The sequence below is a fragment of the Streptomyces sp. HmicA12 genome, assembly GCF_000373565.1.
Lineage (GTDB): Bacteria > Actinomycetota > Actinomycetes > Streptomycetales > Streptomycetaceae > Streptomyces.
The window spans coordinates 1-15390 of record NZ_KB891814.1; the positions used below are offsets into that span (position 1 = coordinate 1).

At 73.1% G+C, this 15390-nt stretch carries 14 protein-coding genes and 1 pseudogene; 7 read left to right on the plus strand and 8 right to left on the minus strand.

The features are described from left to right. Positions 1-321 precede the first annotated feature (321 nt). Together purB and mug are read left to right on the plus strand one after the other, a co-directional pair. The gene (purB, locus tag B072_RS0123575) at positions 322-1761 is read left to right on the plus strand and encodes an adenylosuccinate lyase (protein ID WP_026246214.1); all 1440 of its coding nucleotides are present in this window, start codon (positions 322-324) and stop codon (positions 1759-1761) included. Next, the gene (gene mug / locus B072_RS0123580) at positions 1758-2309 is read left to right on the plus strand and encodes a G/U mismatch-specific DNA glycosylase (protein WP_078506564.1); all 552 of its coding nucleotides are present in this window, start codon (positions 1758-1760) and stop codon (positions 2307-2309) included. The genes purB and mug overlap by 4 nt, the downstream gene beginning before the upstream one ends. A gap of 33 nt (positions 2310-2342) precedes the next feature. Here mug and B072_RS0123585 read toward each other — a convergent pair whose 3' ends face one another. From B072_RS0123585 to B072_RS0123600, 4 genes are all read right to left on the minus strand, one after another. Continuing rightward, entirely contained in the window at positions 2343-3158 is an 816-nt protein-coding gene (locus B072_RS0123585) for an SAM-dependent methyltransferase (RefSeq protein ID WP_018532449.1), read from the minus strand. A 109-nt stretch (positions 3159-3267) separates the two neighbouring features. Then, entirely contained in the window at positions 3268-3687 is a 420-nt protein-coding gene (locus tag B072_RS0123590) for a hypothetical protein (RefSeq protein WP_018532450.1), read from the minus strand. Between the two features lie 44 nt (positions 3688-3731). Further along, the gene (locus B072_RS0123595; RefSeq protein ID WP_018532451.1) at positions 3732-4475 is read right to left on the minus strand and encodes an ABC transporter permease; all 744 of its coding nucleotides are present in this window, start codon (positions 4473-4475) and stop codon (positions 3732-3734) included. Then, positions 4472-5401: an ABC transporter ATP-binding protein gene (locus B072_RS0123600; protein WP_018532452.1), complete on the minus strand. Its 930-nt coding sequence runs from the start codon at positions 5399-5401 to the stop codon at positions 4472-4474. Before B072_RS0123600 ends, B072_RS0123595 begins: the two co-directional genes overlap by 4 nt. Positions 5402-5508: 107 nt before the next feature. Between B072_RS0123600 and B072_RS0123605 the strand changes: the two genes are divergently transcribed. The 3 genes from B072_RS0123605 (at position 5509) to B072_RS0123615 (ending at position 8680) form a co-directional block, all read left to right on the plus strand. After that, on the plus strand, positions 5509-6726 hold the full coding sequence (locus tag B072_RS0123605; protein WP_018532453.1) for a sensor histidine kinase: 1218 nt from the start codon (positions 5509-5511) through the stop codon (positions 6724-6726). A gap of 14 nt (positions 6727-6740) precedes the next feature. Further along, positions 6741-7391 carry a response regulator transcription factor gene (locus tag B072_RS0123610; protein WP_018532454.1) on the plus strand — a complete coding sequence of 217 codons (651 nt, stop codon included), beginning with the start codon at positions 6741-6743 and terminating at the stop codon, positions 7389-7391. Positions 7392-7522: 131 nt separating this feature from the next. Next, positions 7523-8680 carry an ROK family transcriptional regulator gene (locus tag B072_RS0123615; RefSeq protein ID WP_026246215.1) on the plus strand — a complete coding sequence of 386 codons (1158 nt, stop codon included), beginning with the start codon at positions 7523-7525 and terminating at the stop codon, positions 8678-8680. 813 nt (positions 8681-9493) lie between these two features. Here the strand turns inward: B072_RS0123615 and B072_RS0123620 are convergent. Both B072_RS0123620 and sigJ read right to left on the minus strand, forming a co-directional pair. Next, positions 9494-10255 carry a GntR family transcriptional regulator gene (locus tag B072_RS0123620; protein ID WP_018532456.1) on the minus strand — a complete coding sequence of 254 codons (762 nt, stop codon included), beginning with the start codon at positions 10253-10255 and terminating at the stop codon, positions 9494-9496. Between the two features lie 264 nt (positions 10256-10519). Further along, positions 10520-11419 carry an RNA polymerase sigma factor SigJ gene (gene sigJ / locus B072_RS0123625; protein WP_018532457.1) on the minus strand — a complete coding sequence of 300 codons (900 nt, stop codon included), beginning with the start codon at positions 11417-11419 and terminating at the stop codon, positions 10520-10522. Between the two features lie 197 nt (positions 11420-11616). Here sigJ and B072_RS46755 point away from each other — a divergent pair, with 197 nt between their 5' ends. Then, positions 11617-12447: an alpha/beta fold hydrolase gene (locus B072_RS46755; RefSeq protein ID WP_026246216.1), complete on the plus strand. Its 831-nt coding sequence runs from the start codon at positions 11617-11619 to the stop codon at positions 12445-12447. Between the two features lie 39 nt (positions 12448-12486). Here B072_RS46755 and B072_RS0123635 read toward each other — a convergent pair. After that, positions 12487-13323: pseudogene (locus B072_RS0123635) on the minus strand (DMT family transporter); the annotation flags it as partial. Between the two features lie 106 nt (positions 13324-13429). On the opposite strand from B072_RS0123635, the gene B072_RS43915 reads away from it, so the two are divergent. Continuing rightward, the gene (locus B072_RS43915) at positions 13430-14875 is read left to right on the plus strand and encodes a PLP-dependent aminotransferase family protein (protein ID WP_051127279.1); all 1446 of its coding nucleotides are present in this window, start codon (positions 13430-13432) and stop codon (positions 14873-14875) included. Here the strand turns inward: B072_RS43915 and B072_RS0123645 are convergent. Beyond that, positions 14833-15249 (minus strand): VOC family protein, encoded by a 417-nt coding sequence (locus B072_RS0123645; RefSeq protein ID WP_018532461.1) that lies wholly within the window; start codon positions 15247-15249, stop codon positions 14833-14835. The two genes, B072_RS43915 and B072_RS0123645, sit on opposite strands and share 43 nt — an antisense overlap. Positions 15250-15390: the final 141 nt, after the last annotated feature.

Here is a 15390-nt window from a genome sequence, read left to right on the forward strand (position 1 = left end):
CCGACCCCTTCGACGCGGCGGACGACGCGGTGTCGGAGGCCTTGTCCTTGGAGTCGCTGTCGGAGCAGGCGGTCAGGGCCAGCGGCAGCATGGCGGCGGCAGCGACGACAACGGCAACACGACGGACTCGAGTCTGCATGGCAATCCCTCAGCGATCGGATGCGTGAGGGCCCTCTGCCCCCAGCGCCGGTAATCCGGCACGGGGCGCGACATGGATTGGTCCCGAACACAAAAGAGTGATCCAGCAGCCTCTGACCTGGAGGTTCCTACATCAGGTGGACGGTTGGGAACCTGTATGGACGCCCGGTAAGCTTCGTACACGTGACTGCGCCTGCAAAGCCCCGTATCCCGAACGTTCTCGCCGGACGCTATGCCTCCGCCGAACTCGCCACCCTCTGGTCGCCCGAGGAGAAGGTGAAGCTGGAGCGTCGGCTCTGGCTCGCCGTGCTCAAGGCGCAGAAGGATCTCGGGATCGAGGTGCCGGACACCGCGATCGCCGACTACGAGCGCGTCCTCGACCAGGTCGACCTCGCCTCCATCGCCGAGCGCGAGAAGGTCACGCGGCACGATGTGAAGGCCCGTATCGAGGAGTTCAACGCGCTCGCCGGGCACGAGCAGGTCCACAAGGGCATGACGTCCCGCGACCTGACGGAGAACGTCGAGCAGCTGCAGATCCGGCTCTCGCTGGAGCTGGTCCGGGACCGTTCCGTCGCCGTCCTCGCGCGCCTCGGGAAGCTGTCCGGGGAGTACGCCGAGCTGGTCATGGCGGGCCGCTCGCACAACGTCGCCGCCCAGGCCACCACCCTCGGCAAGCGCTTCGCGACCGCCACCGACGAGCTGCTCGTCGCGTACGGCCGGGTCGAGGAGCTGCTGGGCCGCTACCCGCTGCGCGGCATCAAGGGCCCGGTCGGTACCGCGCAGGACATGCTCGACCTGCTCGGCGGCGACTCCGACAAGCTGGCCGAGCTCGAGGACCGGATCGCCGGGCACCTCGGCTTCTCGCAGGCGTTCACCTCCGTCGGCCAGGTCTACCCGCGCTCGCTCGACTACGAGGTCGTCACCGCGCTGGTGCAGCTCGCCGCGGCCCCCTCCTCTCTGGCCAAGACGGTCCGGCTGATGGCCGGGCACGAGCTGGTCACCGAAGGCTTCAAGCCGGGCCAGGTCGGCTCGTCCGCGATGCCGCACAAGATGAACACCCGCTCCTGCGAGCGCGTCAACGGCCTGATGGTGATCCTGCGCGGCTACGCGTCGATGACCGGCGAGCTCGCGGGCGACCAGTGGAACGAGGGCGACGTGTCCTGCTCCGTGGTGCGTCGCGTGGCGCTGCCGGACGCGTTCTTCGCGCTCGACGGTCTGCTGGAGACGTTCCTGACGGTGCTCGACGAGTTCGGCGCGTTCCCCGCCGTCGTCGCCCGCGAGCTGGACCGCTACCTGCCGTTCCTCGCCACGACCAAGGTGCTCATGGCGTCGGTGCGCGCGGGCGTCGGCCGCGAGGAGGCCCACGAGGCCATCAAGGAGAACGCCGTCGCCTCCGCCCTCGCGATGCGCGAGCAGGGCGCGGAGCGCAACGAGCTGCTCGACAAGCTGGCCGCCGACTCGCGTATCCCGCTGGACCGGGCGCAGCTCGACGAGCTGATGGCGGACAAGCTGTCGTTCACGGGCGCCGCCGCCGGTCAGGTCGGCCAGGTCCTCGCCCGGGTCGAGGAGATCGTGAAGCAGCACCCGGAGGCCGCCGGTTACACGCCGGGGGCGATCCTCTGACGCGGCTCACCGCAGCGGACCTGGAGGCCGCTCGCGACCGTCTGGTTCCGGACGTCGTCGCGAGCGGCCTTCGGGTTCTCTTCTGCGGGATCAATCCGGGGCTGATGACGGCCGCGACCGGGCATCACTTCGCGCGGCCGGGCAACCGGTTCTGGCCGGTGCTGCACCTGTCCGGCTTCACGCCGCGGCAGCTCGCGCCGTCCGAGCAGGAGGAACTGCTCGCGTACGGGCTGGGCATCACGAACGTCGTCGCGCGGGCCACGGCGCGCGCCGACGAGCTGAGCGCCGAGGAGTACCGGGAGGGCGGCCGGCTCCTGGAGGAGAAGGTCGCGCGGCTGCGGCCCGCGTGGCTCGCGGTCGTGGGCGTGACCGCGTACCGGGCGGCTTTCCACGACCCCAAGGCGAAGATCGGGCCGCAGGAGCGGACCGTCGGCGGCGCCCGGGTGTGGGCGCTGCCCAATCCCAGTGGTCTGAACGCGCATTGGACGGCGGCGACGATGGCGGAGGAGTTCGCGCGGCTGCGCGCCGCCGCCGTCCAAGAGCCATAGATCAACAGGGTCTCGGAGCCCGGAGGCCTGTCTCTACGGCTTGCGGGCCACGACCCCGAACTGTGCGACCAGCGGCCCCTCTTCGGTGCCTTCGGTGCGCCAGCGCGCGCAGGAGACGAGGCCCGGCTCCAGGATCTCCAGACCGTCCAGGAACGCCTTCACCTCGGCACCGGTGCGGGCGGTGATGGGCGGCGTCGCGTTCTCGTTCCAGAACTTCATCGCCTCCTCGTTGCCGTCCCCGCCCAGCTCCAGAGTGGGGTGGGTCAGGACGACGTAGCTGCCGGAGGGGACGGCGGCGACGAGGTCGCGCACGATGGACGTGGCCTTGTCGGTGTCCAGGACGAAGTTCAGGATGCCGAGGAGCATGATCGCGACGGGCTTGTCGAGGTCGAGCGTCCGCGACGCGGCCTGGACGATCGCCCGCGGGTCGTGCGCGTCCGCGTCGACATAGCTGGTGGCGCCCGGGGCGGAGCTGGTGAGCAGCGCACGCGCGTGGGTGAGCACGATCGGGTCGTTGTCCACGTAGACGACGCGGGAGTCGGGGGCGATGCGCTGGGCGACCTCGTGCGTGTTCTCCACGGTCGGCAGGCCCGTGCCGATGTCGAGGTACTGGCGGACGCCCGCCTCACCGGCGAGGAAGGTGACGGCGCGGCCGAGGAACGCGCGGTCGGCGCGGGCGACCTCGCCGATGCTCGGGTACATGGACGTGACCATGTCGCCGACCTGCTCGTCCACCTCGTAGTGGTCCTTGCCGCCGAGCCAGTAGTTCCACACACGGGCGTTGTGCGCGATGTGGGAGGCGATCCGCCCCTCGGCCGCCTCCGGCTGCTGCGCGCTGTCGTCGCTCATGTGCTCTCCATTCCTGCGGGGTGCCGCGTGCGGTGGTGATGAGGGTGCAGCTGATGCTCAAGATCCCATGGTGGCACGGGAGTTCCGCACACGCGTCCTAACGCCCGCGTTACGGAGGCGCCACATCCGTGACGATCGCGAGGAGTTGGTACGGCTGGTCGTCGCCCTGGTGCGCCACGGCGAGGGCGACCCAGCGCTCGCCGACGCTCCACAGGTACAGGTCCTGGGCACAGGCGCTGAGCCAGTCCCAGGGCTCGGGTATCGCCTCGCCGTGCTCAAGGGCGGCGGTGTGCACGCTCCACAGACTGAACCGGTACGGCTCTCCCCAGTGCACGGCGAGGAGAACCGACAGGCCGTCGCGGTCCGCCTCCGCCTGGTCCTCCGCCTCCTCGCGCACGCCGTGCCGTCGCGTCAGCTCCGCCACCACGTATCCGGGCCCGCCCCATCCCGCGGTGGACCTGCCGTGGTCGGCCGGGAAGGGGCCGGACCACAACTGGTCGATCGTCGCGAGTTGCTCCGCGGTGTTCATGGATCCAGTAAAGCGCCCGCCACTGACAACGGGCCGACTGCCCGTCAGGCGTCCCTGCGCCGCACGCTCCACCACCCGGCGAGCACGGCGGCCGCAGCCCACAGCGCGGTCACAGCGAGCCCTGTCCAAGGGCCCAGGGATCCCACGGCGGCCTGGCGCAGCACCTGTTGACCGGCCCGGTCGGGCAGGTAGTCGGCGGCCGAGCCCGCCACGTCGCCGATGACGAACGACACGATCAGCAGGAACGGCACGAGGATGCTCAGTACGGCGACCGCGCTGCGCAGTACGGCGGTCAGGCCGGCCGCGAACAGTGCCATGAGGGCGAGATAGACGCCGCCGCCGACGCAGGCCCGCACCGCTCCCCGATCGCCGAGACTCAACGCGTCGGCCCCCATGAACGCCTGTCCGGCGAGGAACGCGGTGAAGGTGGTGCCCGTGCCCACGGCGAACGCGCCGCCGCCGATGACCGCGGTCTTCGCCGCGTAGAAGAGGCCGCGGCGCGGGACGGCGGACAGGGAGACGCGCAGCGCCCCGTCGAGGAACTCGCAGGAGACGGCCGTGGCGCCGAAGGCGAGCGCCGCGATCTGTCCGAAGTTGAGTGCGTAGAAGGCGCCGTGGAGGAGGTCGTCGCCGCTTTCGGCCTCGGAGCGGCCGATGGTGGCGAAGACGAGGACCGTGACGGCCACGGTGGCCACGAACACGGCGATGAGCGACCCGAAGCTGCCGCGCAGCGACCTGATCTTGATCCACTCGGAGTGCAGCACGGCGGTGGTGGACGTGGCGGTCACGGTCGGGCCTCCTGAAGGGGTGTGGCGGCGAACTCGGCGGCGTCCGCGGTCAGGGCGAGATAGGCCTGTTCCAACGATGCCTGTTCGTCGGCGAGTTCGAGGACGGGGACACCGTCGGCGGCGGCCAGGACGCCGACCTCGGCGGCGGTGGCGCCGTCCACCGTGCAGCGGCCGTCGTCGGCCGGCGTGACGGTCACGCCCGCGCGCGCGAGCGTGGCGCGCAGCCGGGCCGGGTCCGTGGTGCGGACGCGCACCCTGCGGGCGCTGTGCGCGGCGATGAAGTCCGGCATCGGGGTGTCGGCGAGGAGCCGTCCGCGGCCGAGGATCACGAGGTGGTCGGCGAAGGTCGCGGTCTCGTTCATGAGGTGGCTGGAGACCAGCACCGTACGGCCGGCGCGCGCGAGGTCGCGCAGCAACTCCCTGATCCAGATGATGCCTTCGGGGTCGAGCCCGTTCGACGGCTCGTCGAGCAGCACCACTTCGGGGTCGCCGAGCAGGGCCGCCGCGATGCCGAGCCGCTGCCGCATGCCGAGCGAGAAGGTCCTGACCCTGCGCTTCGCCACGGCGGCGACACCGGTCTGCTCCAGCACTTCCTCGACGCGGCCCGCGGGGATGCGGTTGCTGACCGCGAGCGCCAAGAGGTGGTCGCGGGCGGTGCGGGCGCCGTGGGCGGCCTGCGGGTCGAGCAGCGCGCCCACGGTGCGCAGCGGTTCGCCGTACGCCGCGTACGGGCGGCCGCCGATGAGCGCGGTCCCTGCCGTGGGGCGGTCGAGGCCGAGGGCGAGCCGCATGGTGGTGGACTTTCCGGCGCCGTTCGGGCCGAGGAATCCGGTGACGCGGCCGGGCTCGACCCGGAAGGTCAGCCGGTCCACGGCGCGGGTCGCGCCGTACTCCTTGGTGAGGTCCTTGACGTCGATGCTGGTCATGACGCCAGCCTCGCGGGATCCGGGGCCGGGGTCCTCCCCCGCCGGTGGAGTTCGTCTCCCCCGCTCGGGGGAGCCGCCCGGCACCGGCCCACTGGCACGATGGCGGCATGCCCCGCTTCCTGGGACCGCTCGCGCGCACGGTCACGTACACCCGCTGGCTCCATCTGCTGAGCGCGGCGGCGTTCGCGTTCGTGTGCGGCGCGGTCTACCCCGGCCTTTCCTCGCCGTCGGTGCGGGAATGGCTGCTCGTCTACGTGGTGCCGTTGCCGTTCCTCGTGGCGTTCGCCCTGGTGCCGGCGGCCCGGCGCGCGGAGGGGTTGCAGGCGCGGCTGATGCTGTTCCCGGGTGGGCACGCGCGCGTGGCGGGCGGCGGCGAGGAGGACCGTGTCTCCGTCGCACCGTCCGCGTCGTGGCGGGACCGGGGGCGGACCGCGCTGTGGCTGGTGCTGCGGGTGGTCCTCGGGCTGTCCGTGGCGCTGGCGACGGGGCAACTGATGGCGCTGGTCCTGGAGTTGATCGGGGCCGCTGCCGGCCGGCCGGTGGAGACGCTGTCCCCGGTGCCCCTGCCGGACTGGGGCCGGGCGAACGCGCTGCTGATCCCGGTCGTGCTGCTCGCCCTGCTGTTCATGGTCGTGGGCACGGGGTGGCTGATGGCGCGGGCCGCCCCGGTGCTGCTCGGACCGTCGGCCGCCGAGCGGCTCGCCTCGCTGGAGGCGCGCACCGAGCGGCTTCTGGAGCGCAATCGCATCGCGCGCGAGCTGCACGACTCGATCGGGCACGCGTTGACGGTCGCGGTCGTGCAGGCGGGAGCGGCGCGGGCGGCGGGCGACCCGGCGTTCACGGAGCGGGCGCTCGACGCCATCGAGGAGACGGGCAGGGCCGCCCTGGAGGACCTGGAGCGGGTCCTCGTGGTGCTGCGGGAGGCGGAGCAGCCGGTGAGCGGCCGGCCGACGCTCCAGGAGGCGGACCGGCTGCTCGACTCGGCGCGGGCGTCCGGCGCGAAGGTCGAGGTGACGGTGGCGGGGCCGCTGGAGACGGTGCCCGGGCCGGTGTCCCGCGAGGGCTACCGCATCCTTCAGGAGGCGCTCACGAACGTGCTCCGGCACTGCGGAACCGTGCCGGTGACGGTGGCCCTCGCGGTAGCGGACGAACGGCTCACCCTGGAGGTGCGCAATCCGCTGCCCACGGGCCACGCGTCGGGCCCCGGCGGTACGGGCAGCGGGCTGCGCGGCGTACGGGAGCGGGCGGCGCTGCTCGGCGGGCAGGCCCGCACCGGCCCCCTCGGCGAGGAATGGCAGGTTCACGTCGAGCTGCCCGTGACGTGATCTAGGCTGGCGCCGTGCCGCTCACTGTCCTCCTCGTCGACGACGAACCCCTGGTCCGCGCGGGTCTGCGCGCCGTCCTGGAGGCACAGTCCGACATCACGGTGGTCGGCGAGGCGGCGGACGGCGCGGCCGTGGTGCCGCTGGTGCGGCAGTTGCGACCCGACGTGGTCGCCATGGACGTACGGATGCCGCTGCTCGACGGGATCGAGGCCACGCGCGCGGTGCTGCGATCCGTGCAGGACCCGCCGAAGATCCTCGTGATCACGACCTTCGAGAACGACGAGTACGTGTACGGGGCGCTGCGCGCGGGCGCCGACGGGTTTCTGCTGAAGCGGGCGCGGCCCGCCGAGATCGTGCACGCCGTGCGGCTCGTCGCGGCCGGCGAGTCGCTCCTCTTCCCGTCCGCCGTACGCAAACTGGCCGCGGAGTACGGCAATCCGTCGGCGCGGGCCGCCATGGAGCGCGCGGCGCTCACCGAGCGGGAGGCCGCGGTGCTGCGGCTGATGGCGCGCGGCCTGTCGAACGCGGAGATCGCAGCGGATCTCGTCGTCGGCACCGAGACGGTGAAGTCGCACGTGAGCGCCGTGCTGGCCAAGCTGGGGGCGCGCGATCGCACCCAGGCGGTGATCGCCGCGTACGAATCCGGTTTCGTCGCGCCGAGCTGAGGTCCGTTGTGTCTGTTTCGCCTGCCGCCCGGGTGAGCGGCCGCCGCCGCAGAAGTGCACCCGGCTCTCGCCGCTGTCGGCTGTGGCGAGTACGATCCGGCGAACACGCGCACTAGCTGGGAGGACTGACGTTGGGGCGGCTGACCGGCGGGGATCCCTCTCTGCTCAGGCGGATCAATTCCGCGGTGGTGCTGCACGCGCTGCGTGCCACGGATTTCGCGACGCTCACCGAGATCACCCGGGTGACGGGCCTGTCCCGGCCGACCGTCGAGGGCGTGGTCGAGGGGCTCATCGAGGGCGGACTCGTCGTGGAGACGTCCGTCGAGGAGCCGGGTGCGCGGCGTCAGGGACGGCCCGCGCGGAAGTTCCGCTTCCGGGCCGAGGCGGGGCATCTGCTGGGCCTGGAGATCGGGGCGCACCGGGTCGCCGCGGTGCTCTCCGCGCTCGACGGCAGGATCCTCGGCTCGGCCTCCAAGGACGTCGACGAGGCCGCGCCGGCGGAGGAGCGCATCGAGCGGTTGCGCGGCGCCGTAGCCGATCTGCTGCGGCGGGCCGGGGTGCCGCGCGGGTCGCTGCGCGCGGTCGGCGTGGGCAGCCCCGGGATCGTCGAGGCGGACGGGACGGTACGGCTCGGCACGGCGCTGCCCGGGTGGACGGGGCTGCCGCTGGGCGAGCGGCTGAGGCGCTCCTTCAAGTGCCCGGTGATCGTGGAGAACGACGCCAACACGGCGGCCGTGGCCGAGCACTGGAAGGGTGCCGGGGTCGACTCGGACGACATGGTGTTCGTCATGGCCGGGCTGAGCCCCGGGGCCGGGGCGCTGATCGGCGGGCGGCTGCACCGGGGGTACGGGGGCGCCGCCGGCGAGATCGGGGCGCTGCATCTGCTGGGCCGCGAGGTGCGGCCCGAGACGCTCCTGTCGACGACGGACGAGCCGCTGCATCCGCTGGACGAACTGGCCGTGGCGAAGGTGTTCGCGCTGGCGCGGGACGGTGACGAGCAGGCCGGGGCCGCGATGGAGCGGTTCATCCAGCGGCTCGTGCACGATGTCGCGGCGCTGGTGCTGGCGCTGGACCCGGAACTGGTCGTCGTCGGGGGCTGGGCCGCGGGGCTCGACGGTGTGCTGGACCCGCTGCGGCGGGAGCTGGAGCGGTACTGTCTGCGGCCGCCTCGGGTGGCTCTGTCCCTGCTCGGTGAGGCCGCCGTCGCCACGGGGGCCCTGCGGCTGGCGCTGGACCACGTGGAGGAGCAGCTGTTCGCCACGGAGGAGACGGTCACGGCCCGACGGTGAGCGGGGCTGTGCCAGGGGCCGGTGTGTCGGCGCGGCTGAGTCTTGGCTGCCCGTGCCGCGCGTGGTCGTCGGGCGGGTGACTGTCGTGGGGGCCGAACGCGCCGCCCCGCGCCGCTTGGGACCGGCCTTTCGCGGGCGCTGCCTTGTGGTTGCGGCGCGGCTGACCGCCACGCGTGGTTACCCACGCTGCCGCGCCCCTTCAGGGCACCTCCAGGCTGACTGCCGCCTATGTCGCCACGCGGCTGACCGCCGCGCCGTGGTTGCCCACGCTGCCGCGCCCCTTCAGGGCACGCCCAGGCCGACTGCCGCCTTGTGCTGCGGCGCGGCTGACCGCCGCGCCGTGGTTACCCACGCTTCCGCGCATCGTCAGGGCGCGCCCGCCCCGAGTGCCGCCTCGCGACTGCCCGCCGCGCGTGGTTGCTCGCGCAGTTCCCCGCGCCCCTTCAGGGCACGCCCAGGCCGACTGCCGCCTTGTGCTGCGGCGCGGCTGACCGCCACGCGTGGTTACCCACGCTGCCGCGCCTCGTCAGGGCGCGCCCACCCCGAGTGCCGCCTCGCGACTGCCCGCCGCGCGTGGTTGCTCCCGCAGTTCCCCGCGCCCCTTCAGGGCACGCCCAGGCCGACTGCCGCCTTGTGCTGCCACGCGGCTGACCGCCACGCGTGGTTACCCACGCTGCCGCGCCTCGTCAGGGCGCGCCCACCCCGAGTGCCGCCTCGCGGCTGACCGCCGCGCGTGGTTGCTCGCGCAGTTCCCCGCGCCCCTTCAGGGCGCACCGGCGCGAGGCGTCGCTCGCGCCGTTCTCCGCGAGGCGCTCAGGAAGCCTGGGTGTGGGGTGTGTGGTGGATCTCCACGTCCGGGGCGTCGCCGAAGGTCAGGCGGCAGGTGTCCGCTCGGTACGTGGCCATGGAGACCGCCGCGGTGAGGCCCTCGCTGAAGTAGCGGGTCGTCACCACGAGGACGGGAGCGCCGGGGAGGCGGTCCAGTTCCTTGGCGTCGTCGGCTCGGGCCGAGCCCAGTTCGACCGCGCGGTCCTGACCGTCGAGGCCCAGTCGCTGCAGTTCACGCAGCACGGCACGCGCGCGGGCGGCGCCGGACGGGGCGTCTATGGCGGTGAGGTCGGGCACCGAGGCCGCGGGAATGTAGAGCAGCTCGGCGGCCACCGGCTGCCCGTGCGAGACGCGCGTACGGCGCAGCACGTGCACCGTCTCGCCGGGCGCGGTCTCCAGCGCGTCGGCCACGGCGGCCGGAGGCACGTCGAGAGTGCAGTCGACGGCCTGCCACGCGTCGCCGCTCGCGCCCGGCCAGTCCTGGCCGGTGGCGGAGACGTCGACGCCCATACGGGGCGGCGCGACCGTGGTGCCGACGCCGCGACGGCGCTGCAGGCGGCCTTCCAGCTCAAGCTGCTCCAGGGCCTGACGGAGCGTCGCGCGGGCGACACCGAAGCGAGCCGCGAGGTCCCGCTCGTTCGGCAGGATCTCCCCCACGGCGAACTCGGAGTCGAGCGCCTCGCTGAGCACGGTCTTCAGGTGCCAGTACTTCGGCTCCGGTGCCGCTTCCAACTGCGTGGTCCCCACCCTGTCCTCCGCAACAGCCGTGCCCTGGCGGCTTTTTAGCGCCCTTGTTTATTAAAGGTTCCTGCACTATCTCTGCGAGCGTAGGCCCGCCCCCGGACTTGGTCAAGACCAATCATCGATCGGTTGCGGCGCACAGGAGGGCTCCGCAGCGCAGCGTTCATGGAGCGCCGCAATGCGTTCACACGGCGTTCGTGAGGCGCGGACAGCGGGCGGACAGCGCGTGGACAGCCCGCGGAGGGAGCGAAGCCAGGGGTGACGCGTCGCCTAAAGGAGCGACCGCAGCTTGTCCGGGTTCCGCACGATATAGATGTGCTGGATCTTCCCTTCGGAGATGCCGAGTTGGAAGACCGCGTCGGGCTTGCCCTCCGCATAGGCGAGCAGGCCGAGCACGCCGTTGATCTCCGCGATGCGGAACTCGAACGCGACGCCCTCGCCCTTCGCCGCGGCCCCGCGCATGAACCGCCCCACCTTGTCGGCGCTCTCGATGACCCGCAGGGGCGCCTTGGACCTGCCCCCGCTGTCGCCGACGAGGCGCACGTCCGGAGCGAGCAGTTCCATCAGGCCGTCCAGGTCGCCCCCGGTGGCCGCGGCGAGGAACCGCTCGGTCAGATCGCGCTGTTGGGCCGGGTCGACGTCGAACCGGGGGCGGCGCTCGTCGACATGCTTGCGCGCGCGGGTCGCGAGTTGGCGCACCGCGCTCTCCCCGCGCTCCAGCGTGGCGGCGATCTCCGCGAAGGGCAGCCCGAACGCCTCGCGCAGCACGAACACCGCGCGTTCCAGCGGCGAGAGCGACTCCAGGACGACGAGCACGGCCAGCGAGACGGAGTCGGCGAGCACGGCCTGCTCGGCGGTGTCGGGCACGGTGGGCCCGAAGTCGGTGACGAGCGGTTCGGGCAGCCAGGGGCCCACGTAGGACTCGCGCCGCGCCTGCACCTGGCGGAGCCGGTCGAGAGCGAGGCGCGTGGTGACGCGCACCAAGTAGGCGCGCGGCCGGCGGACATCGGTCCGGTCGGCCTGGGACCAGCGCAGCCACGTGTCCTGGACGACGTCCTCGGCGTCGGCGACCCGGCCCAGCATGCGGTAGGCCACCCCCATCAGCACGGGACGGTGCTCCTCGAATTCGAAGTCGTCGACGGAGTCGTCGGTCTGCGTCTCGGCGGCCACCTCTCCATCCCACCCGACGGATCCGGCACTGTCCAGACGGAACCGGGACGTCCGCCGCGCAATGGGCGGGCATCCGAGGACTGCATGCCGGTCACGAGCGGCACAGCCCCTTGAACTGGACGCTACTGAGCGGTAATTGTTGCTGACAAGGAGTCTAGGGAACCGTCGAGGCGTGGCGGGGACAGGGAGCGAGCGACATGGCGGAACAGGCGTCCTTCACCATCGAGAGCCCCGGCGGACCACGCGAGGTGACGCTCACGTACGAGCGCGCGGGCGCCGGTGAGCCCCTGCTCCTGCTGCACGGGATAGGCCATCACTGGCAGGCCTGGCAGCCGGTGCTGCCGATCCTGGCCGCGGAGCGTGACGTCATCGCCGTGGACCTGCCGGGCTTCGGCGCATCCCCCGCGCTGCCGGAAGGGATCGCGTACGACCTGTCGGGGGTGGTGCCCGTCCTGGACGCGTTCTGCCGCCACCTGGGGATCGAACGGCCGCATGTGGCCGGGAACTCGCTGGGCGGGCTGCTCGCCCTGGAGCTGGGCCGCGAGAAGCTCGTACGGTCGGTCACGGCGCTGTCCCCGGCCGGGTTCTGGACGGAGGCCGAGCGCCGGTACGCCTTCGGCACGCTGCTGGCGATGCGGCAGGGGGCGCGGGCACTCCCGTTGCCGATGATCGAGCGGCTGTCCCGGTCCGCGGCCGGGCGGGCCGCGCTGACGAGCACCATCTACGCCCGCCCCGGGCGCCGTTCAGCGGAGGCCGTGGTCGCCGAGACGCTGGCGCTGCGGGACGCGACCGGGTTCCGGCAGACGCTCGAGGCGGGCCGCGGCGTGCTGTTCCGGGACGACGTGTCCGAGGTCCCCGTCACGGTCGCCTGGGGCACCCGTGACCGGCTTCTCGTGCGGCGCCAGGGGATCCGGGCCAAGCACGTCCTTCCGGGCGCGCGGCTCGTGAAGCTGCCCGGCTGCGGTCACGTCCCCATGAACGACGACCCCGCGCTCGTGGCGCGCGTCGTCCTCGACACGAGCCGCTGACCGGCGCCCGCCCAGCACCCCCGAGCCCAGGGCGACGCCGGCGCCGACGAGCGCGCTGCCGACGCCCTGGGCGACGCCGTACGTCCCCGTGCCGATCAGGGGTGCCGTGCAGGCGGCCGCGACCGGGATGAGGCCGGAGAACAGCGTGGCGCGTTCGGCGCCGATCCGCTGCATCCCCATGTACCAGCACACGAAGCCGATCACCGTGACGATCGCCGCCTGCCACACCAGTGCCGCGGTCTCCGCGCCGTCCGGGACGCGCAACCAGGAGGCGCCGTCGACCGACAGGCCCACGGCCGCGGACTCCAGCGCCGCGATGCCGCACACGGCGCACGACAGCAGGCGCGGGCCGAGCGGCCGCAGCACGGGCGCGGCGAGCACCGCGAAGCCCACCTCTCCGGCGAGTGCGCCCACGGAGAAAGCGATTCCGGGGACATCCGTGCGGCCCCACCCCTGCACCGTGAACGCGCCCGCGGCGACGAGCAACGCACCGTAGAACACCGCCCGTCGGGGCCGCCGTCCGGACAGGAGCGGCACCAGGACGGCGACGACCACGGGCGCACAGCCCACGAAGACGCCGGGCACCGCGGGTTCGGCGGAGCGTTCGGCGGCGAGCACGGCGAGGTTGAAGCCGACCATCCCGACGGCGGCGAGCAAGGCGAGACGCCCCCATTGCCCCCGCTTCAGGACGCGCAGGGGCGCCACGCCCGCGCGTCCCACCCAGGGCAGGAGCAGCAGGCACGCGGCGCCGTAGCGCAGGAACTGGCCGCCTGCGTACGGATACGCGCCCAGGACGCTGTTGGCCGTGAAGGAGCCGCCCACCAGGACGCAGGCGAAGGCGGCGAGCAAGGAGCCGCGAAGGGATGTGGCGTTCATGCCGTCGACGCTAGGAGCGGGAGTGGACCGGCAGGAGGACCACTTGAAGGGCTCCTTCCTGGACCAATCGGTGTCGGTGCGGGTACGCGCATTAGGGTCCACCCGTATGACGTCCGAGTCCCCTCCGCCGTCCGCCGCCTGGGAGTTACTGCTGCCGGCCGCGGCCGCTCCGGCACGCGCGCGTGGCCGTTCGTTGCGGTCCGCGCTCAGGGATGCGGTGCGTGCGGGGCGGCTCGCGCCGGGCACGCGGCTGCCGTCGAGCCGGGATCTCGCGCGGGACCTCGGGGTGTCACGGGGCCTGGTCACCGAGGCCTACGAGCAGTTGACCGCCGAGGGCTATCTGCGCAGCGGCCGGGGCGCGGGCACCTGGGTGGGCGAGGCGGCGCGGGCCGCTGCGCCGGGGGCCCGCGATCTGGCGCCGCGCACCGCCGACGGGATCCGGGTCGACTTCCGGGCGGGCAGCCCCGATCTGTCGCTCTTCCCGCGCACGGCATGGGCGGCCGCACAGCGCGACGTCCTGTCCGCGCTGCCGCACCAGGGGCTCGGCTACCCGGACCCGCGCGGGCTGCCCCGGCTGCGGACCGTCCTCGCCGAACTGCTGGCCCGGCGCCGGGGCGTGGTGACCGACCCCGAGCGCATCATCGTGTGCTCCGGGGTGACCCAGGCGGTGACGCTGCTCGGCTTCGTGCTCCACGCGCGCGGGCAGCGGGGCATCGGCGTGGAGGATCCCGGGAGCCCGCAGTACGAGGAGCTGTTCGCGGCGGCGGGACCGGCGGCCGTGCGGCTCGCCCTGGACGCGGAGGGGCTCGCCCTGGGGCCGCTGCGGGCCTCGGGCGTGCGGGCCGTGGTCACGACGCCCTCGCACCACTTCCCGTCCGGTATCGCCTACTCTGCCGCGCGCAGGGCGCAACTCCTGGACTGGGCGCGCGAGGTGGGCGGGCTCGTGGTGGAGGACGACTATGACGGCGATTTCCGCTATGACCGAGCACCTGTCGGCGCGCTCCAGGGACTCGACCCCGAACACGTCGCCTACACGGGCTCGGTGAGCAAGTCACTGGTGCCCGGGCTCCGCCTCGGCTGGATGGTCGTGCCCGACGCTCTCGCCGACGAGGTCGTGGCGCGCAAGCGGTACATGGACCTGGGCAATCCGGCGCTCGACCAGGCGACGCTCGCCCGGCTCGTCGAACGCGGCGACTACGACCGGCAGTTGCGGCGCTGCCAGCGTGCCTACAAGGAGCGGCGGGACGCGCTGGTCGCCGCGCTGCGCGCCCACCTGCCGGGGACCGAGGTCTCGGGGATCGCGGCGGGCCTGCACGCCATCGCCACGCTGCCGGACCGCTACGGCCCGCCGGAGGCGCTGGTCGAACGGTGCGCCGCCACCGGAGTGGCCGTGCGCCCGCTCGGCCACTACGGGAGCGCCACCGGCGAGGGGGTGTCCCTGGTCCTCGGTTACGCGCACCTCTCCCCCGGCCGCATCACCGAAGGCGTACGTCTTCTGGCACGGGCCGCTCAGGAGTTGGACCACGCGCGCGTGCACAGCACGAGGCGGTAGCCGTCGGGGTCCTCGACCGTGACGCCCCACTCGTTCCAGTACGGGTTGGGGGACTCGACGCGCTTGCCACCATGTAGTTCCAGGCGGCTGACGAGCTCGTCGGGGACGGGCCCGTCGAGATAGACGACGAGCAGATCCTCTTCCGTCGGCCGCGGGACGACCGGAGCTTCACGCGCATGAACGAGTTCGAGGTGCCACGAGGCCTCGGGCCACCCGAGCATGAGCAGGTCGTGCTCCCCGGGAAGCGCCCCGGACGCCCGGAAGACCACGTCCAGGCCGAGTCCTTGCGCCCAGAACTCCTCGGCCGCGGCCAGATCGAGGGACGGCCGGGCGATGCGGAGGTGCGCGGAGGCGGGCGGTGTCACGACACTCATCGGGGATCCTTTCGTCGTCGCGCCCGACGCTAGAGGGCAGTGATCCGCGGCGCATCGGGCGGCAGCCCCGGCCGGAATCCTCCTTGCGGCCCAGGACCACCGACCCAGTTGCGCGCGCCCGGTTCCCCTGACAGCGGGGGC

Bases quoted from the DNA above. Each gene is read 5' to 3' on its own strand.
- B072_RS0123600 (WP_018532452.1), bottom strand. From the start codon at position 5,401: ATGACCAGCATCGACGTCAAGGACCTCACCAAGGAGTACGGCGCGACC.
- B072_RS0123605 (WP_018532453.1), top strand. From the start codon at position 5,509: ATGCCCCGCTTCCTGGGACCGCTCGCGCGCACGGTCACGTACACCCGC.
- B072_RS0123590 (WP_018532450.1), bottom strand. From the start codon at position 3,687: ATGAACACCGCGGAGCAACTCGCGACGATCGACCAGTTGTGGTCCGGC.
- B072_RS0123585 (WP_018532449.1), bottom strand. From the start codon at position 3,158: ATGAGCGACGACAGCGCGCAGCAGCCGGAGGCGGCCGAGGGGCGGATC.
- B072_RS0123645 (WP_018532461.1), bottom strand. From the start codon at position 15,249: ATGAGTGTCGTGACACCGCCCGCCTCCGCGCACCTCCGCATCGCCCGG.
- B072_RS43915 (WP_051127279.1), top strand. From the start codon at position 13,430: ATGACGTCCGAGTCCCCTCCGCCGTCCGCCGCCTGGGAGTTACTGCTG.
- B072_RS46755 (WP_026246216.1), top strand. From the start codon at position 11,617: ATGGCGGAACAGGCGTCCTTCACCATCGAGAGCCCCGGCGGACCACGC.